The organism is Serinicoccus sediminis, from assembly GCF_004153545.1.
Lineage (GTDB): Bacteria > Actinomycetota > Actinomycetes > Actinomycetales > Dermatophilaceae > Ornithinicoccus > Ornithinicoccus sediminis_A.
The window spans coordinates 75,970-100,774 of sequence record NZ_SDVA01000004.1 but is presented as its reverse complement, the minus strand read 5'-3'; the positions used below and the strand labels follow the sequence as shown (position 1 = coordinate 100,774).

Annotated in this window: 29 protein-coding genes; 27 read left to right on the top strand and 2 right to left on the bottom strand. The window is 71.6% G+C overall.

Annotated elements, in window-relative coordinates:
- Positions 1-13 precede the first annotated feature (13 nt).
- Genes EUS26_RS05370 through EUS26_RS05355 form a run of 5 tightly spaced genes read left to right on the top strand, consistent with a single transcriptional unit; the run spans position 14 to position 4,020 of the window.
- Complete coding sequence (locus tag EUS26_RS05370) at positions 14-373, top strand: hypothetical protein (protein ID WP_130012157.1); 360 nt, start codon at positions 14-16, stop codon at positions 371-373.
- Positions 370-540 (top strand): hypothetical protein, encoded by a 171-nt coding sequence (locus EUS26_RS16890; RefSeq protein WP_165368515.1) that lies wholly within the window; start codon positions 370-372, stop codon positions 538-540. The genes EUS26_RS05370 and EUS26_RS16890 overlap by 4 nt, the downstream gene beginning before the upstream one ends.
- Positions 540-3,014 carry a bifunctional DNA primase/polymerase gene (locus EUS26_RS05365; RefSeq protein ID WP_272947950.1) on the top strand — a complete coding sequence of 825 codons (2,475 nt, stop codon included), beginning with the start codon at positions 540-542 and terminating at the stop codon, positions 3,012-3,014. Before EUS26_RS16890 ends, EUS26_RS05365 begins: the two co-directional genes overlap by 1 nt.
- Positions 3,014-3,418 carry a hypothetical protein gene (locus EUS26_RS05360; protein WP_130012155.1) on the top strand — a complete coding sequence of 135 codons (405 nt, stop codon included), beginning with the start codon at positions 3,014-3,016 and terminating at the stop codon, positions 3,416-3,418. The genes EUS26_RS05365 and EUS26_RS05360 overlap by 1 nt, the downstream gene beginning before the upstream one ends.
- Before the next feature lie 14 nt (positions 3,419-3,432).
- Positions 3,433-4,020, top strand: coding sequence for a RuvC family protein (locus EUS26_RS05355; protein ID WP_130012154.1), 588 nt, complete (start codon positions 3,433-3,435; stop codon positions 4,018-4,020).
- A gap of 17 nt (positions 4,021-4,037) precedes the next feature.
- Here the strand turns inward: EUS26_RS05355 and EUS26_RS05350 are convergent, their stop codons facing one another.
- Entirely contained in the window at positions 4,038-4,244 is a 207-nt protein-coding gene (locus EUS26_RS05350) for a hypothetical protein (protein WP_130012153.1), read from the bottom strand.
- 269 nt (positions 4,245-4,513) lie between these two features.
- Between EUS26_RS05350 and EUS26_RS16885 the strand changes: the two genes are divergently transcribed.
- The 7 genes from EUS26_RS16885 (at position 4,514) to EUS26_RS05320 (ending at position 10,609) form a co-directional block, all read left to right on the top strand.
- Positions 4,514-4,666, top strand: coding sequence for a hypothetical protein (locus EUS26_RS16885; RefSeq protein WP_165368513.1), 153 nt, complete (start codon positions 4,514-4,516; stop codon positions 4,664-4,666).
- Complete coding sequence (locus EUS26_RS05345; protein ID WP_130012152.1) at positions 4,663-5,436, top strand: DUF7341 domain-containing protein; 774 nt, start codon at positions 4,663-4,665, stop codon at positions 5,434-5,436. The genes EUS26_RS16885 and EUS26_RS05345 overlap by 4 nt, the downstream gene beginning before the upstream one ends.
- Before the next feature lie 186 nt (positions 5,437-5,622).
- Positions 5,623-6,030, top strand: coding sequence for a hypothetical protein (locus EUS26_RS05340; protein ID WP_130012151.1), 408 nt, complete (start codon positions 5,623-5,625; stop codon positions 6,028-6,030).
- Positions 6,031-6,108: 78 nt separating this feature from the next.
- Positions 6,109-6,606, top strand: a complete 498-nt coding sequence (locus tag EUS26_RS05335) for a helix-turn-helix domain-containing protein (RefSeq protein ID WP_130012150.1) — start codon at positions 6,109-6,111, stop codon at positions 6,604-6,606.
- A complete protein-coding gene (locus EUS26_RS05330) occupies positions 6,603-7,925 on the top strand; it encodes a PBSX family phage terminase large subunit (protein WP_130012149.1) in 1,323 nt (440 codons plus the stop codon). Before EUS26_RS05335 ends, EUS26_RS05330 begins: the two co-directional genes overlap by 4 nt.
- Positions 7,912-9,471, top strand: coding sequence for a phage portal protein (locus EUS26_RS05325; RefSeq protein ID WP_130012148.1), 1,560 nt, complete (start codon positions 7,912-7,914; stop codon positions 9,469-9,471). Before EUS26_RS05330 ends, EUS26_RS05325 begins: the two co-directional genes overlap by 14 nt.
- A 34-nt stretch (positions 9,472-9,505) precedes the next feature.
- On the top strand, positions 9,506-10,609 hold the full coding sequence (locus EUS26_RS05320) for a phage minor capsid protein (RefSeq protein WP_130012147.1): 1,104 nt from the start codon (positions 9,506-9,508) through the stop codon (positions 10,607-10,609).
- On the opposite strand, the gene EUS26_RS16880 is transcribed toward EUS26_RS05320, so the two are convergent.
- Positions 10,606-10,752: a hypothetical protein gene (locus EUS26_RS16880; RefSeq protein ID WP_165368512.1), complete on the bottom strand. Its 147-nt coding sequence runs from the start codon at positions 10,750-10,752 to the stop codon at positions 10,606-10,608. The two genes, EUS26_RS05320 and EUS26_RS16880, sit on opposite strands and share 4 nt — an antisense overlap.
- A 56-nt stretch (positions 10,753-10,808) precedes the next feature.
- Here EUS26_RS16880 and EUS26_RS05315 point away from each other — a divergent pair, with 56 nt between their 5' ends.
- The 15 genes from EUS26_RS05315 (at position 10,809) to EUS26_RS16875 (ending at position 24,670) form a co-directional block, all read left to right on the top strand.
- Positions 10,809-11,561 carry a hypothetical protein gene (locus EUS26_RS05315; RefSeq protein WP_130012146.1) on the top strand — a complete coding sequence of 251 codons (753 nt, stop codon included), beginning with the start codon at positions 10,809-10,811 and terminating at the stop codon, positions 11,559-11,561.
- Positions 11,562-11,582: 21 nt separating this feature from the next.
- On the top strand, positions 11,583-12,458 hold the full coding sequence (locus EUS26_RS05310; protein WP_130012145.1) for a phage major capsid protein: 876 nt from the start codon (positions 11,583-11,585) through the stop codon (positions 12,456-12,458).
- A gap of 8 nt (positions 12,459-12,466) precedes the next feature.
- Complete coding sequence (locus tag EUS26_RS05305; protein ID WP_130012144.1) at positions 12,467-12,985, top strand: hypothetical protein; 519 nt, start codon at positions 12,467-12,469, stop codon at positions 12,983-12,985.
- Positions 12,986-13,196: 211 nt separating this feature from the next.
- The gene (locus tag EUS26_RS05300; protein WP_130012143.1) at positions 13,197-13,631 is read left to right on the top strand and encodes a hypothetical protein; all 435 of its coding nucleotides are present in this window, start codon (positions 13,197-13,199) and stop codon (positions 13,629-13,631) included.
- Complete coding sequence (locus tag EUS26_RS05295; protein WP_130012142.1) at positions 13,628-13,948, top strand: hypothetical protein; 321 nt, start codon at positions 13,628-13,630, stop codon at positions 13,946-13,948. The genes EUS26_RS05300 and EUS26_RS05295 overlap by 4 nt, the downstream gene beginning before the upstream one ends.
- On the top strand, positions 13,945-14,124 hold the full coding sequence (locus EUS26_RS05290) for a hypothetical protein (RefSeq protein WP_130012141.1): 180 nt from the start codon (positions 13,945-13,947) through the stop codon (positions 14,122-14,124). The genes EUS26_RS05295 and EUS26_RS05290 overlap by 4 nt, the downstream gene beginning before the upstream one ends.
- A gap of 3 nt (positions 14,125-14,127) precedes the next feature.
- Positions 14,128-14,475 carry a hypothetical protein gene (locus EUS26_RS05285; protein WP_202865060.1) on the top strand — a complete coding sequence of 116 codons (348 nt, stop codon included), beginning with the start codon at positions 14,128-14,130 and terminating at the stop codon, positions 14,473-14,475.
- A 9-nt stretch (positions 14,476-14,484) separates the two neighbouring features.
- Positions 14,485-14,898 (top strand): hypothetical protein, encoded by a 414-nt coding sequence (locus EUS26_RS05280; protein WP_130012140.1) that lies wholly within the window; start codon positions 14,485-14,487, stop codon positions 14,896-14,898.
- Positions 14,882-15,310 (top strand): minor capsid protein, encoded by a 429-nt coding sequence (locus tag EUS26_RS05275; protein ID WP_130012139.1) that lies wholly within the window; start codon positions 14,882-14,884, stop codon positions 15,308-15,310. Before EUS26_RS05280 ends, EUS26_RS05275 begins: the two co-directional genes overlap by 17 nt.
- Before the next feature lie 63 nt (positions 15,311-15,373).
- Positions 15,374-15,847, top strand: coding sequence for a phage tail tube protein (locus tag EUS26_RS05270; protein WP_130012138.1), 474 nt, complete (start codon positions 15,374-15,376; stop codon positions 15,845-15,847).
- Between the two features lie 33 nt (positions 15,848-15,880).
- Positions 15,881-16,342, top strand: a complete 462-nt coding sequence (locus EUS26_RS05265; RefSeq protein WP_130012137.1) for a DUF7426 family protein — start codon at positions 15,881-15,883, stop codon at positions 16,340-16,342.
- A 214-nt stretch (positions 16,343-16,556) separates the two neighbouring features.
- Positions 16,557-19,670, top strand: coding sequence for a phage tail tape measure protein (locus EUS26_RS05255; RefSeq protein WP_130012136.1), 3,114 nt, complete (start codon positions 16,557-16,559; stop codon positions 19,668-19,670).
- Positions 19,667-20,656, top strand: a complete 990-nt coding sequence (locus tag EUS26_RS05250; RefSeq protein WP_130012135.1) for a hypothetical protein — start codon at positions 19,667-19,669, stop codon at positions 20,654-20,656. Before EUS26_RS05255 ends, EUS26_RS05250 begins: the two co-directional genes overlap by 4 nt.
- Positions 20,656-23,004, top strand: coding sequence for a hypothetical protein (locus tag EUS26_RS05245; RefSeq protein WP_130012134.1), 2,349 nt, complete (start codon positions 20,656-20,658; stop codon positions 23,002-23,004). The genes EUS26_RS05250 and EUS26_RS05245 overlap by 1 nt, the downstream gene beginning before the upstream one ends.
- A 16-nt stretch (positions 23,005-23,020) precedes the next feature.
- Positions 23,021-24,670 (top strand): hypothetical protein, encoded by a 1,650-nt coding sequence (locus EUS26_RS16875; protein WP_165368511.1) that lies wholly within the window; start codon positions 23,021-23,023, stop codon positions 24,668-24,670.
- The last annotated feature ends 135 nt before the right edge of the window (positions 24,671-24,805 follow it).

The following is a 24,805-nucleotide window of genomic DNA, read 5'->3' as shown; positions in this document are numbered from 1 at the left end:
ACCGGAGGACGCCATGTCACGCACCGCGAGCAAGCCCTACGACCCAGCCGAGGACCACGACCCGCTCATCGAGCTCGACGCCGTCGCCCAGACCGCACGGAACGACGAGAACGCCAACAAGCGCAGCCCGCGGCCGCGCGCCGTCGCCTGGACCTCCTGCCCCGACTGCGCCAACCCCAACATCGGACTCGTCCAGTCCAACGGGCACCTGCTCTACAAGGAGCACGAGAAGGCGACGTTCTCGGGCGCGCGGATGCAGTGCCGGGCGTCCTGGTCAGCCATCTGCACCAACCCGCCTGGGGGCGGCCTCGTCAACGGCCACGGCGACCGGACCTACGTCCGCTGCAGCCACGACCAGGCGGCCACCGGGTGAGCAACAGCACCGCCCTCGAGGTGATGGTCACCGACCTCGTCACCGCCTCCGAGCGGTACCGGGCCAACAACTCGGCACCGCACCTGCAGGACGACGGCCCATGCCTCAGGGACCACCTCGTGCCCGTCCACGTCACCCACCAATGTCCCCAGGAGGTCCCCGCGTGATGTCGGCCCCCGACGACACCCCCACCACCGGCCCCTACGGCGACCACGCCCTCCACTACCTCCGCGCAGGCTGGGCGCCCCTCCCCCTGCCCCCGCGCGCCAAGAAGCACCCACCCGCCGGGTGGACCGGACGCGACGGCGCCACCCCCTCCGGGCCCGACGTCCATGCCTGGACCGAAGACCACCCCGACGGCAACATCGCCCTCCGCATGCCCCCCGACGTCCTCGGCATCGACGTCGACGCCTACGACAGCAAACCCGGCGGCCTCGTCCTCGACCAGCTCGAAACCACCCACGGGTCCCTGCCCGCGACGTGGCGGTCCACGTCCCGCGACGACGGCACCTCCGGCATCCGCTTCTACACCGTCCCACCCGGCCTGCGGTGGCCCTCCGTCCTCGGGCCCGGCATCGAAACCATCCGCCGCGAACACCGCTACGCCGTCGCCTGGCCCTCCACCCACCCCGACCACGGCGGCACCTACCGGTGGATCAGCCCCGACGGCACCACCACCATCGGCACCATCCCCACCCCCGGTGACCTCCCGGCCCTCCCCGACGCATGGGTGTCCCACTTCACCGGTGGCGAGCTCGCACCCGACACCACCACCGCCGGCCTCACCACCGCAGCGACCACCGCCTGGCTCGACCAGGCACCACCCGGGCACCCCTGCCGCGCCGTCCAGGCCGCCACCACCCGCGCCCACACCGACCTCACCAACAAGGCCGGCGCCCGCCACGACACTGCCCTGCGCGCCGTGCACCGCCTCGTCTGGCTCGCCGCCGAAGGACACCCGGGCACCACCACGGCCCTCGCCGAGATCCAGGCAGCGTTCCTCGCCGCCACCGGCACCGACCGGGCACCCGGGGAAGCCGAGGCCGAGTACGCCCGCCTCATCACCGGGTCCATCGACATCGCCGCCGCCCACCACCCAACCCCGGCCACCACCCCGGACCCGTGCACCGACCCGTTCGCCGGCCTCATCGACAGGAGCACCACCCCATGCCCACCACCCGCGACCTCGTCGCACGCACCCTCGGCTCCGTTATCGAGCTCCTCGAGCGGGCTTACTGCGCCGTCGACGGACACGAGTGGTTCATCTGGCACGGCGGACGCACCTGCCACCGCTGCAGCCGAACCGAGCGCAACGGCTGACCCGGACACGGTCGAGCGGACCACCTGGTGGCCACGCGACAACGACCTCGCCCTCGACGACGACACCCCCGAACCACCACCAGCCTTCCTCACCCGCGACGACGGCCACGCCCTCTTCTACCCAGGCCGCGTCAACGGCATCGTCGCCCCCTCCGAATCCGGCAAGACCTGGATCGCCCTCCTCGCCGTCGTCCAAGCCACCCAGGCCGGACACCGCACCACCATCCTCGACTTCGAAGACTCCCACCGCGGCATCACCAGCCGCCTCCGCGCCATGGGCCTCACCCGCGACCAGATCCGCGCCCACATCGCCTACATCGGCCCCGACGAACCCTTCTCCCCCTACCTGCCCACCGGCCGCGACCTCCACCAACACCTCGCCGACTGGACCCCCCACCTCGTCATCGTCGACGGCTTCAACGCCGCCATGACCCTCCAGGGCCTCGACCTCATGTCCAACAAGGACGCCACCAGCTTCTCCCAGACCATCCTCAAACCCCTCGCCCACGACGGCGCCGCCGTCGTCTACATCGACCACACCCCCAAAGACACCGAGAACAAGTCCAGCGGCGGAATCGGAGCCCAAGCAAAAAGGGCCATGACCACCGGGTGCGCTATTCGCGTCGAAGTCATCAAACAATTCGGGAAAGGCCAAGAAGGAAAACTGCGGCTGCGCGTCGACAAAGACCGCCAAGGCGACGTCCGCGGCGCCTCCCTCCCCGGCAAGACCGGCCACTGGGCCGGCGACATCACCATCGCCCCCGGCGAGCACGACGACGCCATCGACGTCCAGCTCCACGCACCCGGCACCGGACAGGCCGGCGACACCACCACCGGCGAGCGCCCGGCGTTCCGGCCCACCGCCCTCATGGAGCGCGTCAGCACCTTCCTGCAGACCTGCGAAGGCGGCGCCTCCCGCCGGGTCGTGACCAAGGAGGTCCGCGGCAAGGAGGAGTACATCGTCCAGGCCCTCGACACCCTCGTCGCCGAAGGCTACGTCGACCGCCACGAAGAGACCGGCCGAGGCGGCGCCCGCATGGTCCACACCCACGTCCGCGCCTTCGTCGAGCTATCCGACCCAGGCCCACCCGAAAGCGCCTCCCAACTGCCTCCCAAGTGCCTCCCGGGCGGCGGTTCGAGTGCCTCCCCCGGAAGTGCCTCCCCGTCTCGCTCCCCCTACGGGGAGACGGAGGCGCTTCGGACGGCACGGGTCGACCAGGAGCCACCACCAGACACCCCAAGTGCCTCCCGCATCGTCGAGCGCACCATCGCCGGCCAACGAGTCCGCATCAACCTCGACACCGGAGAGGTCATCGACTGATGGACCCACGCGCCCTCAAGCACGCGATCGACCAAGGCCACATGGACCGCGAGCGCGTCACCACCACACCCACCCGACGTCACTGCCGAGCATGCCGCCGCACCGTCCTCGTCGCCCTCGCCGACGACGGCCCCCAGGTCACCGGCATCCGCGTCACCCTCGACCCCCGACCCCTCACCCCCCTCGGCGAGCTCCAAGCCCTCACCGCCGGCCTCGCCACCTACGCCCACGTCGCCGGCGCCCTCACCTGGCGCTGCACCATCCGCATCGCCACTACCCCCGCCAGCGCCACCTACGACGTCCACCACACCCACACCTGCACCCCACCCCCAGGGATCGAATACACCACCCATTCCCACCAAGACACATTCACCGCCCGGCAATACGACCACATCCCATTCTGAGAAAGGCCACGCAAATGCAGATCACCGGCATCGACCCATCACTCACCGGCACCGGCATCGCCCGCGTCGCCATCGGCGACCACTCACGCGTCATCGAACGCGACGTCATCACCTCCCGTCCAGACGGCACCACCGTCACCGACCGCGGCGAACGCCTCCACCAGCTGCTCGAGCAGATCCTCGACCACACCCGCGGGACCGACCTCGTCGTTATCGAAGGCCCCGCCTACTCCCGGTCCAACCCCGGCACCTGGGACCGCGCCGGCCTCTGGTGGCTCACCATCGACACCCTCCTGCGCGGCGACGAGCACCCCGTCGCCATCGTCCCCCCGACCACCCTCAAGAAGTACGCCACCGGCAAAGGCAACGCCACCAAGCCCGACATGCGCATGGCCCTCTACCGGCGCCTCCACATCGACGAGCCCGACGACAACGCCGTCGACGCCACCTGGCTCGCCGCCACCGGAGCCGACTGGCTCGGCCAGCCCCTGGCCACGCTCCCCGCCGCCCAGCGGGCCGTCCTCGACGGAGCCGAGTGGCCCGAACGTTCCGCCGGTGGCTCGCGTGTGGGGGGCCTGGCGGGAGTGGGGCTGGTGCGATGAAAACCCATCCCTTAGACCTAGACCACCATCGAACGCCGCTTCTCGGTTTCTGTGACGGAGCGCCAGGCCGAGGGGGCGTAGGTCACCCTCAGCCCGTCAGCGGGGGTACAGATCAGCACCCCGCCGTCGGTGACCTTGTAGTTCGTGACTTCGATCGTTCGGGCGATGTTCGAGTCCGGGAAAAGCACTTTGATCTTCATGATGGCCAGGTTGCCACCGGCCACCGACAGACCCGCAGTCGCGCGGAGATGAGCCGCACGGTGCCTCCCTGGAAGTCGCCTCGGCTGGAGCCTCAATCCGATGTCTCGGATGAGGGGTCGGAGTGCAGTGAGGTCCGCTGCCACGGACAGGGCGGAAGGGACCTTCGTGGCGAGCTGAAGGAGCTCAGCGGCGAGCTCTTGGGGTGTCATTGGCGTCTCTCGGGTGCTCGGGGGCACTTCTGGCCCGTTCTCTCCTTTCGCGTTCTCACCGCGCATCCGACAGGTGACCACCGGTGCCTGACCTGACCGCCACCCGCGCCCTCGTCGCAGCCGCCCACCTCGACGCGCTCGGCCGGTCTGACCTCGCCGACACCGTCCAGCACGGCACCGACCAACGCCACGAACTCACACCCACCACCGAGCCCCAGGAGGACACCCAGCCATGACCCGCCCCGAGCTCCTCGCCGCCGACCACATCCGCGAGCTCACCCAGCACCACACCACCACCGAGAAGCGCCCACGGCGCGTCCCCGTCCCCACCACCATCGGACCCCGACACCACACTGCCTGGACCAACGACCCCTCCGGGAACACCGAGCTCCACGTCGTCACCCACCCGCCCCTCCTCGCCCAGCTCCGGGACGCCATCACCGGCTCCACCGCCCTGTCCGACGAGTCAGCCGGAACCCGGTTCGGGTCCAAGCCCGCCGGCCACCTCGAATCCCTCGACCTGGTCGCCCGCATCGACCGCCAGTCCACCGACCTCGCCAACGAGCACGGCATCGACCAGCCCGACCTCACTAAGCGGCTCCTCGCCCTGTCCGGGTTCATCGGGCACCACCCGCACCGCCTCGTCCGGTCCTGGTGGGCCTCCGCCCGCGTCATCACCCAGCACGACGCACCCCCCTACCGGCCGCACGCCCCCTGCCCAGCCTGCGACGAACCCGACACGCTGCGCATCCGTGTCGACGACGAGCTCGGGCACTGCACCTCGTGCGGCGAGACATGGGACACCACCGGCCAGCCCGACTCCCGTCCCCTAGCGCTGCTCGCCCAGCACATCCGGTGGTGCACCGACCACGAGGTCACCCGCCCGAGGCACTGGCTGACCGACGCCGGCGGTTACCCGGTGGAGTGCACCGAGTGCCTGGAGTTTCGGGAGGCGAGGGCGACCCGGCGCGCCGCGCAGGGTCAGGCTGTTGCGCGTGGTGCGTGATGTGTCATCATGGGCCCAGCGATTCGTGCTGCCCTGAGACCCCTAGGCACGCGGGTCGACTGTCCAGGCAAAGCTGTCCTGCTGCGCGATGATGTCCGCGTGTTTCCCATACGGCGTCGCCCCCGCACTCCGCGCTTTGTCGACAGCAGCACGACCAGGCCCGAACTGATCAGTTACGAACTGCTGATGCTGCGGCTCTATGAGCAAGACGCCAAGATGTGGCAAACACCCACAATGGCCTTCACCGCCCAGGCGTTCCTACTGACCATCGGCCTCGGCAGCACCATGCACACGCCACTCGAGCGGGCCGTCGCCGCGACCTTGAGTCTGGTCATCGCCCTTCTCAGCATCCAGTTGATGGCGAAGCACCGCTACCACTCAGCGCTGGACAAGCGCGCTGCTCAGGAGTTTGAGCACGACCCAGCTCTCGGCCTCCTGCCGTTGGTGGTCCGAGAAGCGCACGAGGACGTGCCCACCACAGTCCTGACTCGGCACAGTGCCTACCTGGTCTGGCAGAGCGGGCTGGCCCTCTTCGGACTCGTGAGTCTGTGGATCACTGTGCAAGCCGTGGGCATTCTCCTAGGACTCTGGTAGTCCCGCCCACCCTCAAGCACCACCCGGACGGCCAGGCGCCGCACCGGCCCCCCATGACCGTCCCGAGGTGGTGACCCGATGGCCACACCCCGATGGACCCAGGCAGACACCGACCGCCTCACCGACCTCCACTCCCAAGGCCTGTCCCTCGGGAAGATCGCCGAGCAGATGGGCCGCGGGAAGGCCACCATCAGCACCCGGGCGAAGGCAGCCGGCCTCACCTGGGACCGCGACCAGGTCGCCGCCGCCACCCAGGCGAAGACCCGCGACGCCAAGGCACGCCGCGCCGACATCAAGCTCCGCCTCCTCACCCGCGTCGAGGCCAACCTCGACCGGCTCGACGCCGACACCTTCCACACCCTCGTCCCCTCCGGGCCCGGCATCCACGACCCCCGCCAGCTGTCGTTCGTGCCGCCCGACGACGAGAAGCACCTCGCGACGTCCATCACGTCCTACCTCGGCGCCTACGACCGGCTCGAGAAGCTCGACGGAGACGGCGGGGTCGCGGACGCGGTCGGCATGCTCGACAAGATCGCCGACGCCATCAAGGGCGCCGCGCAGGCCCTCGACGCATGACCACCGCCGGCACCACCCGAGCCGTCCTCGAAGCCCTCACCCCCGCCCAGGTCCGGTCCGTCGCCCAAGCCGACGCGCCCATCAACTTCTGGCACGGCAGCATCTCGAGCGGCAAGACGATCGGGTCGCTCCTCGCGTGGCTCATCTACGTGTCCCACGCCCCCCGCGGCGGCGAGCTCGTCGTCGTCGGCCGCACCCGCGAGTCCATCGCCCGCAACGTCTTCGGGCCCCTGTCCGACCCGTCCCTCTTCGGCGCCCTCGCCCTCCAGGTGTCCTACACCCCCGGCGCACCCACCGGGAAGATCCTCGGACGCACCGTCCACGTCCTCGGCGCATCCGACGCCCGCTCCGAGAACGTCCTCCGCGGCCTCACCTGCGCCGGCGCCTACGTCGACGAGGCCACCCTCGTCTCCGAGGCGTTCTGGACCCAGCTCCTCGGCCGCATGCGCGTCACCGGCGCCCGGATCTTCGCGACCACCAACCCCGACGGGCCCGCGCACTACCTACGGAAGCAGGTCATCGCCCGCGCCGACGAGCTCGGCTACCGGGTGTTCAAGTTCCAGCTCGCCGACAACCGGGCCAACCTCGACGACGCCTACTACGAGCGGGTCCAGAAGCAGTACACGGGTCTCTGGTACCGCCGGTTCATCCTCGGCGACTGGGTGCAGGCCCAGGGCGCCGTCTACGAGACCTGGGACGAGTCCCGGCACGTCATCCCCGCGGCGGCCCTGCCCCGCATGGACCAGGTCCTCACCGTCGGCGTCGACTACGGCGACGTCCACCCCACCCGCGGCTACCTTCTCGGCATCGGCCCCGACACCACCCCCGCCGGCGGGTACCGGCTGTACGTCCTGTCCGAGTGGGCGCCCGGGCCCGGCACCATCGGGCAGCACTCGACGTCCCTGCGGCAGTGGCTCGCGGGCCAGCCGGAGCCGTGGCGGCACCCCGAATGGGTCGCCGTCGACTCCGCCGCTGCATCGTTCAAGCGACAACTGTTCCACGACGGCATGGTCGGCGTCCGCAACGCCCACAAGAACGTCCTCGCCGGCATCCGCACCGTCGGCGGCCTCCTCGGTGTCGACAAGCTCGTCGTCGCAGACACCTGCACCCACCTCATCGACCGGCTCCCCGGCTACGTCTGGGACGAGAAGGCCGCCGCCCGGGGTGAGACGAAACCGGTGAAGGACGCGGACGACGAGGTCGACGCGCTGCGCTACGCGGTCTACACCTCCCGCCTCGACTGGCAGGACCTCATCCCTCTCGCACCGGCCGCCGCGCCCGACCAGGACCAGGAGGACGACACGCATGCCGCTTCCTGAGACCCAGAAGACCCAGACGTGGCCGCCCCCGGCGAACGCGCACATCCTCACGAAGATGGCCGAGTGGGACGCCTGGTACACCGGCTCCCACGACGCCCTCACCCGCGCCTACGCAAGCGCGACGCACACCCGCGCGCCCCTGTCCCGGCCGTCGCAATACGCCGGCGGGGTCGTCGGGACCCTCGCCCGGTTCCTGTGGGGCCGGCCGGTCGCCGACGGGCAGCGCGACGGGCGCCTCCACATCCCCATCGCCGCGGACCTCGCGCAGGCGTCCGCGGACCTGCTCTACGCCGACCCCCCGAAGGTCACCAGCGAGGACCAGAAGACCGCCGACCGGCTCGCGGACTACGTCGACGACCACATGGCGACCGTCCTGTCCGCCGGGTCCGAGATCGGCGCCGCCCTCGGCGGCCGCTACCACCGCGTCACCTGGGACCGGGAGCTCGCCGACCGGCCCTTCCTGTCGACCGTGCACGCCGACGCCGCGATCCCCACCTTCCGGTGGGGCCGGCTCGTCGCGGTCACGTTCTGGACCCGCCTGGCCCACAACGGCGGCAACGGGACGGTCCTGCGGCACCTTGAGCGGCACGAGCTCGTCAACGGCACCGGTCTCGTCTACCACGGGCTCTACCAGGGCACCGACTCCGACCTCGGCCGGGTCATCCCCCTCACCGAGCACCCCGCCGTGCGGCACCTCGCCACCCAGGTCGGGGCGGACGGTGCGCTCACCGAGGGCCGCACCCCGGGCCTCGCGGTCGCCTACATCCCGAACCTCACCCCGAACCGGATCTGGCGCACCGACCAGGCCGGGAAAGACCTCGGCCGGTCGGACTACGAGGGCGTCGAGCCCCTCATGGACTCCCTCGACGAGACCTACTCCTCGTGGATGCGGGACATCCGGGTCGCGAAGTCGCGCCTCCTGATCCCGGAGTACATGACCCAGACCGGGAAGCCCGGCGAGGGCGTGTCCTTCGACCTCGACCAGGAGGCCTACACCACCATCCGGGCCGCGGCCGGTGAGGACAGCGACGCGCCCATCACGCCCATGCAGTTCGCCATCCGCGTCGACGAGCACCAGCGCACCGCGCAGGACCTCGTCGAGCAGATCCTCCGCTCCGCCGGGTACTCCGCGTCCACGTTCGGCGAGGAAGAGTCCGACCCGGCCACGGCGACCGAGACGCAGGCACGCAAGGGCCGGTCCCTGCTCACCCGTGGCCGGAAGGTCCGCCTCGAGCGGCCCGCGCTGGCCGGTCTCGCGACGAAGATGCTCCTCGTCGACCAGGCCGTCTTCAACACCCCCGGGCTGGACCCGTCCAAGCCGGTCGACGTGGACTTCGGGGCGACGGTGCAGGACTCGCCGTTGCAGCTGGCGCAGACCGTGGAGGCGATCTCCCGGGCGCAGGCCGCGTCGGTCGAGACGAAGGTGCAGATGCTGCACCCCGACTGGTCACCGGACCAGGTCGAGACCGAGGCCGCGAAGATCCGGGACGAGCAGGGCATCGGGCCCGTCGCGGACCCGGCAAACCCTGGCCTCTTCGGGTCCTGACCGCTTACCCTGACCGGATGGAGCACCCCGACCCATGCCCGTCGACCCCGGTTACGGTGAGCGGCTAGCAGTCCGCGTCTCCTCCCTCTACGCGGCCGCCGAGCTGTCCCTCCTGCGCCGCATCGCCCGCGCCCTCGCCGCCGGCGACGACGGCCCCGCCTGGGCGGTCGGGAAGCTCGCCCAGCTCGACCTCATCCGGGCCCGCGCCGGCACGGACATGGCCGCCCTTACCCAGCAGGCCGCTGGCGAGGTCCGGTCCGTCCTCACCGAGGCGTTCACCACCGGGCAGGCGCTGGCCGTCGGCGACCTCGACCGGTACGGGCTCGACGTCCGCCTCGCCCCCGCGAAGGCCAACGCGGTCGAGCGGCTCGCCGCGGAGACCCTGCAGGTCCTCGCCCCCGTCGGTGCCCGCATTCTCCGGGCCTCCCTGGACATCTACACCCAGGTCGTCGCCGAGGCGTCGTCCACCATTCTCCTCGGCGCGAACACCCGCCGCGACGCCGCCCAGCAGGCCCTCGACCGGCTCACGACCAACGGTGTCCGGTCCTTCACCGACACCGCCGGGCGGCGGTGGCAGGCCGAGTCCTACGTCGAGATGGCCGTGCGCACCAGCGCCGGGCAGGCCGCCGTGCAGGGCCACGTCGACCAGCTGCAGGCCAACAGCCTCGACCTCGTCATCGTGTCCAACTCGCCGCGCGAGTGCGACCTGTGCAGGCCGTGGGAGGGCAAGGTCCTGTCCCTGTCCGGTGGGGTCGCCGGCACCATCGAGCGGCAGTCGCTGACCACGGGCGAGCTCGTCACGGTGCGGGTCGCCGGCACCCTCGACGATGCGCGCCGGGCCGGGCTGCAGCACCCCAACTGCCGGCACGGGGTCAGCGCCTACCTGCCCGGGGCCACCACGGTCCCGCGGAGCACCGAGGACACCGACGAGCGGGTCGCGCAGGAGCAGCGGCAGCGGGCGATCGAGCGGAACATCCGCCGGTGGAAGACCCGCCAGGCCACCGCGCTCACCCCGGAGGCCGAGGCGAAGGCCACCGCGAAGGTCAGGCAGTGGCAGGCCGCGATGCGGGAGCACCTGGCCGCGACCGAGGGCCTGACCCGGAAGAGCGCGCGGGAGCAGGTCGGCCGGGCGCGCTAGGCGTCGACGTCGTCGGACTGCAGCGCGACGGTGACGTCGGTGAGGGTCCGCAACTGGCCGCTGATCTGCCAGAGCAGGAGCACCACGACTGGGGCCGCGACGGTCACGACGAGCGACGCGACGATGACGAACCACCAGACCATGCAGTCACCATACCCGCCAGGCGCGGGCCACCACCATGCCCAGGAGGCAACCCACCATGTCCACCACCGCCACCGAGACGAGCGCCACCGCGACCGACACCGGCCAGGGCACCCAGCAGCCCGCCGAGCAGACCCAGACCACGGCGACCCCCGCCGACGTCGCCGCCCAGCAGCAGGCCACCCAGCAGACCCAGGACCCCGCCCCCGCCGGCGACAACCCTTGGGCGGACCCCGACAAGGCCAAGGCCGAGATCGAGCGCCTCCGCCGCGAGAACGGCGCCGAGCGGACCACCGCGAAGCAGCAGGCCGCCGACCAGGCCCGCACCGAGCTCCTCGCGTCCCTGTCCCCCGCGCTCAAGGCCCTCGGCCTCGACATCCCCGGCGACGAGCAGGTCACCCCCGAGGCCCTCGCCGAGCAGGCCCGCACCAACAAGGCCGACGCCGACAAGGCCCGCGACGACGCCCGCGAGGCCCGCGTCGAGCTCGCCGTGTTCCGCCGCGCCGACACCCACAGCGCCGACGCCCAGGCGCTCCTTGACTCCCGCACCTTCCTGGCGAAGGTCGCGGACCTCGACCCGTCGTCCGACGACTTCGGGTCCAAGCTCGACGACGCCATCAAGACGGCGGTGTCCGACAACCCCAAGCTCAAGGCGGCCCCGGTGGTCGGCTCGAGCAGCGCAGACCACGCCGGCGGGTCCGGCGAGGGCGCAGTCACGCAGGAGGCCTTCGACAAGATGTCGGGCGCCGAGCGGAACCACCTGCACCGCACCAACCCCGCCCTCTACGCGCAGCTGTCCGGCCGCGCGTAGCACCCGCCCCAGGAGGCACCCATGGCAACCACCCTCTCCACCGACCTCTACACCCCGGAGGTCTGGGCCGACCTGTCCCAGTCGAAGTTCGCCGGCAAGGCGATCGTCGCGACCTCCCCCGCCGTGCTCGTCGACGACCAGCTCGTCGGGCAGCCCGGCGACACCGTCAACTTCCCCAAGTGGATGAACATGAGCGAGATGCAGGACCTCGCCGAGACGGACGTCCTGGTCCCCGAGAAGCTCAAGCAGAGCAACAGCCAGGCCACCATCAAGGAGGCCGGCAAGGCCGCCGAGTGGTCCGACAAGGCCAAGCTCACCGGCATCGGCAACGTCCAGGACGAGGCCATCCGCCAGTTCGGCATCCTGTCCGCCCGCAAGGTCGACGCCGACCTCATCGCCGCGGCCACCGCGGTCGTGGCCGGCGGCATCACCTACGCCGACGGGACCGCCGCGACGAGCTCGGCGCCGCTGTCCCTGACGGCGACCGGTGGCCTGACCTGGGCCAACATCGTCAAGGCCGGGCTGCTCTTCGGGGACGACTTCGACCCCACCGAGTTCGCCGGCCTGTACATCCCCTCGGTCGCGTCCGAGGTGATGCTCAACGACGACAAGTTCATCCAGGCCGCGCAGACCGCGCAGGGCAACAGCCTCATCAACACCGGGCTGCTCGGCACGAAGAACGGCCTGCGCGTGTTCATGACGAACCGGCTGGCCAACAACAAGGCCGTGCTGCTCAAGAACAACAGCCTGGGGCTGATGTACAAGCGGCGCCCGATCGTGGAGCAGGACCGGGACATCCTGGCCCGCACCACGGTCGTCGCGACGAACATGCACTACGCCGTGAAGCGCCTCGCCGACGACGGCGTGGTCGACATCACGCTCGCCGCGGGCGCCTGATCGTGGGCATGCTGAACCGGCGCCATCGTGACCGGCTCAAGGAGTTCGCGCGGCCCCAGGCGGGTCAGCCGGACTACCGGGAGGGCACGATGGGCGCCGCGGTGACCGAGCCGGGCGGCCCGTCCGGGGCCGGCCAGTCTGAGGGCGGCGAGGGCGAGCAGTTCGACCCCGCCGCCCACACCATCCCCCAGGTCCTCGACCACCTGGGGGTCAGCGACGGCCACGACCCCGTGACCGTCGAGGAGTTCGACCGTGTTGTCGCGGCCGAGCGTGACGGCAAGGATCGCAGCACCCTCCTCAAGCAGCTCGAGGAGTACGCCGCGGCCCGCGACGCCGAGGGTGAGCAGTTCGACCCCTCGGCCCACGAGGTTGACGAGGTGCTCGCCTACCTCGCCGAGCTCTCCGACGAGGACGCCGACGCGCACGACGCCGAGGTCGCCCGCGTGGTCGAGGCCGAGAAGGCCGGCCAGGGCCGCGCCGAGGTCATCGAGTCCGTCGAGGGCACCCCGGGCGACGGCGACGCCTGACCAAGTCCACCCCGCCCGACCCGGCACCACGGCTGGCCGGGCGGGGTGGCACCCCACAGCTTGCGGGTGGGGCGTCAACGGGTCCCGGGCAACGGCACCGACCGTCCGCGATACCTGACCCGAAGGCCGCTTGGGGGCGTTCACGCCCGGTCCTTTCCGCCCCTGCAGCAGCGCGTCCTGCGCCCCACCCGTACCCCCAGGAGGTCGACCCGTGCCCCTGACCTACGCCACCACCGCCGAGCTGCAGGGATGGCTCCCGCCCAGCTACCCGTGGCCGGACAACGCCGACCAGCTCATCCGTACCGCGTCCCAGCTGGTCCGCTCCGCGACCCGCACCGCGATCTACGACACCACCCCCGCCGGGCTCCCCGCGGTCGGGTCCGACGCCGCCGACGCGATGCGTGACGCGACCCTCGCGCAGGTCGAGGCGTGGCTGCAGCTCGCGATCGACCCCGCGAAGGGCGCCGCCGACGACGGGACGAAGACCGTGGCGTCCAAGACCATCCGCGGCGCGACCATCAGCTACGCGGTCTATGCCGGCGTCGCGCAGGCCCGCGCGGACGCCGCGACCCACCTGTGCACCGAGGCGGCCCTCATCCTGGGCAACGCCGGGCTGACGTCCGGGGCAGTGCAGGTGCGCGGGTGAGCGGCGCCGACGAGCTGGCCGACTTCTACGTGCACACCGTCCAGGTCGAGCCGAAGGTCGGGATCTACGGCGACTACGGCCCCGCGGTCCCCGTGCCGTGCTTCGTCGACGAGCAGACCCGGATCGTGCGGGCCGCGGATGGCACCGAGCAGACGTCGTCCACCACCATCGTCGCCCACCCCGACCACGCACCCACTCTCGTCGCGGGGTCGCGGGTGACGCTGCCATCGGGGGACCGCACGACGATCCTGTCCCGGTCCCTCGCGGACTCCGGGCCGCTGGACCTACCCGACCACGTCGAAGCGGCCTGCGAGTGAGCGACGAGCCCGTCTACGAGGTCGCCCGCATCGTCATCACCCGGGAAATCCACCCCGGCCCGAACGGCGACCAGGTCGCCATCACCATGCCCGACGACCTCAGCGCGCTCGAGGCGCTGGGCATGCTCGCCATGGCCCAGGACTACGTCCTCCACGGCCGCGACGAGCAGGACTGACCCGTGGGCGTCATGCGCCGTGTCGGCGGCCCCACCGGAGACCCCCGCCGCGCCGCCCGCGAAGGCGCCGAGCGCGGCGTCTACCTCGCCGGCGAGCACCTCCTCACCGAGTCCCGCGCCAACGCCCCCATCGACGAGGGCACCCTCCGCGGCACCGGCGCCGTCTACCACGACGGCCTCACCGCGACCGTCGGCTTCGACGGGCCCTACGCGGCACGCCAGCACGAGGAGCTCGACTGGCACCACCCCCGCGGCGGGCAGGCCAAGTACCTCGAGGAACCCATGCAGACCGAGCAGCCCGTCATCCGGTCGCTCATCGCCCAGGCCATCCGATCCCGACTCGCCCAGTAGGAGAAGCCCATGTTCGTGCACCACCCCGACCCCACATTCACCGGCACCGCCCAGGTCGGCGCCTACCGCATCCCCTTCGAGAGCGGCCGCGCGCGCGTCACCCAGCCCCGCGTCCTCCTGCACCTCCAGCACGCCGGCTACCGCGTCGGCGAGGAGGGCCAGGTCCCCACCGACGACGGCGACTTCGTCGACATGAACACCCTGACCGTCGCCCAGCTGCGCGAGTACGCCGCCGAGCACGACATCGACGTGACCGGCGCGAAGCGGAAGGCCGACTACGTCGACGCCATCGCCAGCGCGTCCCCGACCGTGGACGCCGTCGAGCACGAGGCCGAGGGCACCGGCGACCCGGGCGAGGGCGTCGAGGTCGCCGCGGACGGCACCGTGCACGAGCTGACCGTGGGCGATGGCGACACCGACTGACCTCCTCACCGGCCTCGCGGAACGCCTCGACGCGGCCGGCCACGGCACCTGGTCCGAGCAGGGCATCTGGACGCCCGGCCAGACCGCTATCACCCACAAGCTCATGCCCACCGCCCCCGACCGGGTCATCGCGCTCACCGCCTACGGTCCCACCGACGACCTCGTCGGCGGCCGCATCCAGCGCATCCAGGTCCGCACCCGCGCGCCCGGGCGACCCACCGACGTCGACGACCTCGACGAGGCCATCTACCAGGACCTCCACGGCCTCGCCGACGTGGTCATCGGCGGCGTGCACGTCGTCTCCCTGGAGCGCATCAGCCAGGCCTCGCTCGGTCGCGACGCCGACGACCGGTGGGGCCTGTCTTCGAACTACGCCGCGCAGATCGGCGCGCCCACCGCTCACACCGACTGAGCCCACCAGCCCCGGGCAGGAAGCCTCCTGGCCGGAAGCCCCACCCCCCACCCAGGAGGAACCATGAGCACGCCCGCACCCGAGACCGTCCCCACCACCAACCGGCAGTGGCGCATCGACGTCGACACCAGCGCCACCGAGACGCCGGAGTGGACCCAGGTCCGCGGGGTCACCAACTTCGTGCCGTCCCAGACCGACCAGATGGCCGACGACACCGACTACGACGACGGCATCTGGACGTCCATGGGCGTCCAGTCCCGGTCGTGGGCGCCGACGGTCACCGTGCGCCGCAACATCGACGCCGACAGCTCCTTCGACCCCGGCCAGGAGGCCCTCCGTGCGGCCGCCGACGCCGGCCTGCCGGCGCACGTCCGGTACTACAACCGGGCCACCCCCGAGGGTGAGGCCTACGAGGGCATGGTCCAGGTCGGCTGGTCCCCCACCGGCGGCGCCGGCCCGGGCTGGCAGGAGGTCGGGGTCACCCTCACCGGCCGCGGGGAGCGCAAGACCATCGCGCACCCCGACGCCACCCCCTGACCGACCCCCACCCCCTGACCGGAAGGACCATCCGTGAGCAACACCCTCACCCTGCCGGTGGCTGGCCGGGAGTACGTCATCCCCCAGCCACCGGCACGGGTCGGCCTCGCCCAGGTCGCCGCGTTCACCATTTCCCGCTGCCGGCGCCAGAACATCGACCCGCCCGCCTACGCCGTCGAGCGGTGGCAGGCCCGGTACGGCACCCGCGAGCACGACATGGACGAGGACGCCCTCGGACCCGTTGCGTGGGAGCGGATGCAGGACGAGCTCACCATGGTCGACCTCAAGCGTGCCGCCGCGGCTGCGCACATCTGGATCGCGACCGGGTCCGAACGCGCCGCCCTCCTCATCCTCGACCCCACCCGCTACCTCGAGCAGGACGGCGGTGAGGACGAGGCCCCAAAAGCCTCGACGAGTGCGGACGCGGCGAGTACGACCCCGACACCGGACTCTACGAGTGGTACGAGGTCCCCGAGCAGCACCGGGACCGCCTGACCGGGAAGCAACCCGACCCGGTCACCTGGGTCGACTTCTTCCGGCTCTGGGAGCTCGTCGAGCTCGACCTGCACCAGGTCTTCGGGATCGCCGACGTCGACGACCCTGAGCACACCGAACGGCCCTGGCGGTGGCTCCGGGCCCGCATCGAGGGCCTGCTCACCGAGCCCACCTCCCGCACCTTCATCGCGACGACCAAGAGGGGGGTGAGCAGGTGAGCACTGGACCCATGGACCTTGGCTCCATCAAGGGCTCCGTCGAGCTCGACATCGCCGACTTCGAGCGGAAGTACGGCGACGTCGACCGGCTGCTCCTGCAGCTGGAGGGCCGCCGGGTCAAGGACGTCCAGGTCGGCGCCGACACCGAGACCGCGACGCGGCAGCTGACGTCGTTGGAGTCCCTGCTCAAGGGCGCCATCGACGGGGCCCGCGCCGAGGTCGACGTGCTCGCCGAGACCGGCAAGGCCGACGCCGAGCTCACCAACTTCCGGGGCCTCCTCGACCGGCTCGACGCCGAGGTCGCGTCTGTGCGGGTCGACGCGGACACCTCCCCCGCGGAGGCCGCCTTCGACGACCTCGCCGACGAGGGCGAGCAGGCCGGCGACGACGCCGGGATGGGCATGGCCGCCGGCATCCTCGCCGGGCTCGCGTCCATTCCCATCGCCGGGGCCGTCATCAAGGTCGGGCAGGCCATCGGTGAGGGCCTCCTGGACGGCGTCATGGCCGGGCTGCAGCAGGAAGCCACCCGGGACCTCTTCTCGGCCCGCACGGGGCTCGACGCGGCCACCGCTGACCGGTTCGGGCGCGCCGCCGGCAACGCCTACGGGCAGGCGTGGGGCGAGTCCATCGAGACCAACCTCGACACCGCCCGCCTCGCGCTGCAGGGCGGCCTCATCGACGCCGACGACACCACCGCCGAGGTCGAGGAGATCATCGCGTCCCTGTCCGGGGTGTCCGAGCTCCTCGGCGAGGACATCCCCCGCCTGTCGCGCGCCGTCGGCGTGATGATGAAGACCGATATGGCCCCGGACGCCCAGGCCGCCCTCGACATCCTCGTCTCCGGCATGCAGGCCGGCGCGAACGTGTCCGAGGACCTCCTCGACACCTACACCGAGTACCCCGCCGTGTTCGAGCGGCTCGGCCTCGACGGGCAGACCTCTATGGGCCTCATCTCGCAGGCGATGCAGGCCGGTGCCCGCGACACCGACTACGCCGCGGACGCCCTCAAGGAGTTCCAGATCCGGGCGACCGACGGGTCCGAGGCGTCCGCCGACGCCTACAAGCTCATCGGGCTCTCGGCGGAGGACATGACCGCCAAGATCGCGAAGGGCGGCGCCGACGCCGAGGAGGGCCTCGGCATGGTCCTCGACGCGCTCCGGGCCATCGAGGACCCGGTGCTGCGGAACCAGGCCGCGGTCGGCCTGTTCGGCACCAAGGCCGAGGACCTCGGCGACGCGCTCTTCGCGATGGACACCAGCACGGCCGTGTCCGAGCTGGAGGAGCTCGGGGACGTCGCCGGCCGGTCTGGTGAGGCCCTCGACACCATGGCCGACAACACCGCCTCCTCGGTCGAGTCCGCGAAGCGGTCCATCGAGGTCTCCGCCCAGGGCATCCAGGGTGCCCTCGCCGTCGCCTTCTCCGACCCCCTGACCGAGCTGTCCGCCTACGTCTCCTCGAACCGGGCCGGGGTGCTCGAGTTCATGGGCCTCATCGCCAACGGGTTCTTCGACGCCGGCCGGGCCGTGGTCGAGTTCGCCGCGACCGGCCTGCACTCCATGGGCGACTTCATCAACCAGGGCATCATCCCCATGATCGAGGGCGTCGAGCAGGTCGTCTACGCCCTCGACGGCATCCCCGGGGTCGACCTCGACGCGGAGGCCTTCACCGAGACCACCAACGGCATGGTCGACGACCTCCGCGGCGTCGCGTGGGACGCCTACGCCGCCTCGGACGACATGCGCACCGCGTTCATCGACGAGGGCATCGACCCCATCCAGGACCGGTTCAACGAGGGCCTCGACACCGAGATCATCAAGGCCCAGGTCCACGACGCGACCACGGCCATGCAGTCCAGCATCGGCGACCTCGGGGAGTCCTTGGAGGACGTGTCCCAGATCGAGCTGTTCGAGGACGGGTCCTTCAAGACCGCGACCGAGGACGCCCAGCTCCTCGACGAGCAGCTGCGCACCGCGGTCGACTCCATCGGGGCCGTGCAGGAGTCCGCGAAGGCGGCCGGGGAGTCCCAGTCCGAGCTGAACGCCCGGTGGCAGGCCGGCCGGGACGCGCTCGTCGCCCAGCTGGAGGCCATGGGTTTCACCACCGAGCAGGCGCAGCTGCTCGCGGAGGCCTACGGTGCCGTCCCGGAGCAGATCGAGACGTCCGCGACCCTCGACACCGCCCCGGCGAAGACCAACCTGGGCGACCTCGTCGTGGAGATCGACGCGGCCACCGGCACGGTCACCGTCAACGGGGACAAGACCCCCGCCGACACCACCCTCGGCGAGCTCGTCGGCAACGTGAACGCCTCCGACGGCACGGTGAAGATCCTCGGGAACAAGGTCCCGGCCGACATCACCCTCGAGCAGCTGCTCGGCGCGATCGGCAGCTCGTCGGACACGGTGACCATCAATGGGCAGGACTACCCCGCCCGGTCTGAGCTGGGCCAGCTCCTGCAGGCCGTGCGCGCCTCGTCGGCGGACATTCGGGTCGGCGCCAACACCTACTCGGCGACGTCCGCGCTGGACAACATGATCCGCACCTACAACGGGCGGACGATGACGGTCTACACGATGATGAAGACCATCGGGCAGGCCCCCGTCGCGACCGGCGGCTACGCCGACGACGTGGCCACCGCCTACGGCCTCGCCGGTGGCGGCACCCCGCAGAGCTTCACCGGCCGCATGGTCACCGGCCCGGGCACCCCGACGTCCGACGAGGTCGACGCGCGCCTGTCCCGGGAGGAGTTCGTGCAGCGTGCCGCGGCGGTGGACTACTACGGCGTCGACAAGATGTACGAGCTCAACGCCATGACGATCCCCCGCGAGTGGCTCGACGGGGTCATGGCGCAGCCCCTCGCCGCGGGTGGCCGGCCCGGGGCCGCCGCCCCCTCCATGGTGTCGTCGCCGGCCGGTGGCCACCAGGACCTGTCCGGGCTCGCCGCGCAGGTCGCCGCCCTGTCCGCCGCCGTGGCGTCCATCCCTGACCGCATCGAGGCCGTCGTCGAAGTCGACCGGCAGGCCATCGCCCGCGGCGCCCGCGCAGGCCTGCAGGAGATCGGCGCCCCGGCTACCTGGGGCGACCCGTCACGACAGATCGGGGGTCGCCGGTGAGCACGTGGTTCGGGCAGCTCGGGTCCATGGTCGAGGTGATGTGCGAGTCCCGCCGGTCCCGCCGGCAGGAGGACCGGTGGCTCTTCGCCGGCGGCGAGGGCACCCTCTCCCCCGTCGAGGCGCTCATGGTGACCCAGCACGGCGCCGGCGCCCGCCGGTGGGACCTCACGAAGGCCAACCACGCCATCGCCGAGAGCAACGCTCTCGCGTCGCTCGTGCGCGCGCAGCAGCTCGCCGGGCAGGGCCTGCGCATGGTCCCGCACGGGGCGCAGCACATGAACATGCTCACCCCCGGCGCGTCCGAGGAGATGGTGCCCCCGAACGGCGCCACGAGCGCTGAGGCGTCCCGGTACTGGACGGGTGCCCTGACCCGGGCGGGCCTCGTGGCCGTCGTCGAGCCGGTCTACTCGACCCGACTGGTCCAAACCGGGGAGACCGTCCTGACCGACGACACCGTCCTCGACGACTCCCTCATCCTGCGCGGCCCCCGGTGGACCACCGAGGACGTCGCCGCCGACGAGACGACCTACGCGTCCGCGTCGGTCACCCTGCCCCCCAACCAGGCCGCCGTGTCCCCCGTGGTGCCCCTGCTCGGGCAGCGGCAGGCCCGGTTCGGGGTGTTCCTGGCGCACGCCGGGCCCGGGGGGTCGGTCACCGTGACCCTGCAGGGCGTCACCGCAACCGGCACGGTCGTCTCCTCGGCCACTCGCACGACCACCCCGTCCGCCGTCATGCGCCGCGAGACGTGGCTCTGGGACGGCATCCCCACCTCCGCGGTCGGTGCCCGCATGGTGATCTCCCACACCGCGGACTCCCTGCGCCTGGCGTGGCCGTCCATCACCCTCGGCGACCGCCTGACCCGGTGGGTCCAGGGCCAGTGCGCCGACCAGGTCGTCATCTTCCCCCCGACCCAGGACCCGACCCTCCTCACGCCCGGCCGGTCCATGGCGTCCACGTCCTACCAGGTGATGGAGGTGGGCGTGTGATGGGTGCCCGCCTAGTCCACTACGAAGCCCGGACAGGCCCCCAGTACGACCCCACCCGCATCCGAGGGTGCTCGTGGAACTACGGCATCGTCCTCAACAGCGGGCACGTCGCCGGCCTGGACGGGAAGGTCGAGTGGGGCGACCCTGGCCAGCCGTCCCCGGTGGCCGGGACGTGGACCCGTGAGGCCGGGCACTACTTCGAGCTCGACTGCACCGACCACCGCGGCACCACCCGGGTCATCACCGGCCGCGTCGACGACTCCTCGGGCGGCACCGACCAGCCCCAGGCCACGTCCCGCCTGACCGACTGGACGTCCCGGCTGCAGGCCCGCCTCGACCTGCGCCCCCTCGGCTACTACATGCCCGCCAACCCCATGCTCACCGGCGCCATCAAGCGCAAGCCCGGGCTCTTCTCCTGGTGGTTCACCCACCAGGCCCTCACCCGCGCCGGTTTCTACCCCTCCCAGGCCGTGCAGGGTTACTCCGTCCTCTACGTGTCCATGTGCGGGTCCGCGTGGCCCATCCCCGACCTCAAGCACGCTTTCGCGCCACTGGGTGAGTGCCGCCAGGTGCACCGCCTGTCCGACAACACCGTCGCCCCCACCCCCGTCCCGGGTGACGAATGCCCGGTCACCAGCGACGTCTACGGCCTCTACCTGACCCGCCCCACCAACTCCGTCCTCCCGTGGCAGCTCACCGTCGACCTCGGTACCGCGACCCCCGCACCGGGCGAAACCGGCCGCGTGTCCATGCGCCGCTCGTCCGCCTACGCCGGGCTCGAGCTCGACTGGATCCAGGACAAGGTCCGGGTCTACCGGCTCAACGTCGGCGGCACCAAGACGCTCCTGTCCGAGCACGAGCGCGCCCGCTCCGGGGTCTACCGCACCCGGTGGTCCCTCGTCGGCCGCCCGGACGGCACCGGCCGCCTCATGTGCGAGGACGACACCTCCGGGAACCGGACGTGGAACGCGGTGGCCACCTACGGCGAGCACGGCGCGGAGATGCCCACCGGGTCGGTCCGCATGGGCGTCAAGGTCGAGGCCGAGGGCCGCATCGGCGCCGTGCAGGTCGCCCGCGCGGACTCCCCCGGGCACGTCGAGCGCATCACCGGCGCCACCATCCTCCGCGCGCCCGCCGCGTACTCCGTCACCGAGCGGTCCCTCATCGCCTGGGGGTACGTCGCGAAGCGCGAGGCCGGCGACATCCTCGCCCTCCAGGCCAACGCCGAGCGGGGCCTCCGAGGGCTGCCGCTCATGCAGTGGATTCACAGCGACGGGCGCCTCATCAACGCCGACTTCGAGTCGCTGCAGAGTGGCGCCCGCAACCCCTCCGGGCAGCCCGTCGAGTCCGTCATCTCCACCACCGACACCCCCACGAGGCTGCACAACCTGTGGTGGACCGAGGAGAGCAACGGCCCCTGGGCGTCGCACACCGTCACCTACATGTCCATGCGCCGCAGCGGCGACAACGCGACGATGCCGACCCGGCTCCTCGCGCAGGGCCGCCAGGAGACCATCGAGCGGGGCGACGACTGGTCCATCTTCCTCAAGCCCAACGAGGGCGAGATCTGGCTCGAGCCGGAGCTGCGGCCACGCCTCGCCGGCCACCCGTACGGCGGCACCGAGGGCAAGTACCTCGACCGGGCCATCGGCACCTTCCTCGGTGGCTCCCGACGGGACGGCGACGGCAACCCGCAGGGGTGGCTCCTCGCGTCCGACATGGGCTGGACCCAGGACGCCAACGGGCTCGTCGTGGGCGCGTTGACGATGCTGGACCCCGAGACCGTGGTCATGTCGGGCACCGTCAACACCCCAGCCGGGCTCGACATGTCGACGATGCCGTCGGAGAACTCCGCCGGCCTCCCCGAGCCGCGCAAGCAGCAGCCGCTCCCGCAGCTGCGCGGGCCCGCGAAGGTCACCGAGATCCCGTCCGAGGTCACCATCACCGTGTCCGGCAACGACCGGCACCCCATCTCCACCCACGACTGCGGCGCCTGGGTGCAGCGAGACCCTCACGCCCAGTACGTCGCCTCAGAGCAGGCCGAAGCCCTCACCGACCCCGTCCGGGTCATCAAGTTCGCGTGCTCCGCCGACCCGTGGATCAAGCCCGGCCAGGTCCACCAGGTCCACAAGGTCCGCCCCGACGGCTTCACCGAGATCCAGCAGGGCGTGGTCGTGCGGGTCGAGGGCGCGACCTGGCGGGCCGACATGACCGTGCACATGGCCGTGACCGACACCGACGTGGTCGCCCCGGCCGAGCCCCCGAGCATCGCGCCGCCGCTGCCGGCCTGGTTGCGCAACCTCGAGCCGCCCCCCGGTTTCGACCCGTTCCCCATCGAGCTCACGTGACCCCCGGAGGCCCGCAGTGACTGACCTCGCCCCCCTGCCCACCACCATCACGGGCACCGCGACGGTCTCGTTCATCAACGAGATCATCCGCCGCATGAACGCGGCCGGCGGCACGAACATGCCGGAGGTCCCGGACGGGTCCATGTGGGGCTACGTGCGCCCGGTCCTCGACGCGATCGAGGACCGCCTGGCCCGGTGGGAGCAGTTGACCCCGGAGATGGCGGACGTCCTCTACGCCTACCAGCAGGGGCAGGACGCCACCGACACGGCAGTCGCCGCGCTGCTCGGCGACCCCTCGAGCACCCGCGCCGCCATCGAGTCCATCGCCAACGCGACGGTCTCCGCCATCGCCCCAGACGGTGGTGTGCAGGCGGTCGGCAAGGACGAGGTCACCCGCAACATGACCGACTACGGCGTCGTCGGCGACTACGCCGGCGACTTCGCCGCCGCCACCGACGACACCGCCGCCATCAACGCCTGTCTCGCCATGGGCGGCCGGTGGCTGCTCCCCGGTGACCGGCAGTGCAAGATCACCGGGCCCTTGCGCGTGACCCAGTCGCACACGGTCGTCGAGACGCAGGCGGGCACGACCCTGTGGGTGCCCCCGGGGTATGCCGGCGACGTAGTGCTCGTCGGCGACACGACCACGCAGATCATCAGCTGGAAGCTGGACGGGCCCGCCGCCATCAAGGAACCGGGCAAGTCTGGTGGCCGCACCACCCCGCCCGGGGCGTGGACCGCGTTCCACATCTTCGGCAACAACACCGGCGTCACCGATGGCCGGATCCAGTGGACGTCCTGGTGGCCCGACCGGCACGTCCTCTGGGAGGTCGTCGGCCTCGGCTGGGTCAACGTGTGCGACGTCACCGGCCCCTCCTGGTACTACCGCACCTACATGGAGTGCAAGCGCAACGGGTCCACCGCAGTCGGCTTCGCCGGGAACACCGTGGGTCCGGTCAAGGGCCAGTCCGGCAACTTCACCGAGTTCGGCATCAAGAAGCTCACTGGCCGCAACTGGTCGCTCCGTGACGTCAACCTCTTCGACATCGGCTACAACCCGGCGGCCGTGTCGCTCGACGTGGACGCCGACGCCCGGTCCATCAACATCCAGGGCGGGCTCCTCGGCGCGCAGAACGTGCAGAACCGGGCGCCCGCCGGCGAGGTGACGATCCAGGACCAGTTCACCATCGCGCCGTGGTCGGCCACGCAGCCCCCGATCGGTGCCCCCGAGATGGAGGTCGATCTCTCGCGGCCCGTCGCGGCGACCTGGGACATGCGTCGCAACGCGCCCGCGTGGCGCTTCCCCAACAACGGGCTCTCCGGGGTCACGTTCACCATGCGCGTCCCGCCCCGCGCGACGAAGGCCACCATGGTCCTCCACGTCGCCGGCGTCGGCGGCACGACCGGGAAGGCGTCCCTCGCGATCTCCGCGGCCCCCGTGGCCGGCGCAGGCACCAACCTGCAATCCACGACCAGCACGACGTCGCGCACGGCCCTGGTCGACATGGTCGGCGACGACATCCTCGTGGAGGTCCCCCTCGCGGAGTACGTGACCAGCCCAGGGCAGGTCCTCGGCATCCGGGTCTACCGGATCGGCACCGACGCCGCGGACACCTACGAGGGCCCGGTCGTCCTGACCGCCGCGACCATCACCTACCGGGCCTGACCAGCTTCTGCTCGGAAGCGGCCGCGACCCTGCGCTCCACCTCGTGAGCGTGGGCCGTGCACAGCAGCGTCCCCCCGAACCACGTCTCACCGGACTCCCGGCAGTCCAGCACCATGCACGCCTGCATCCCACGAC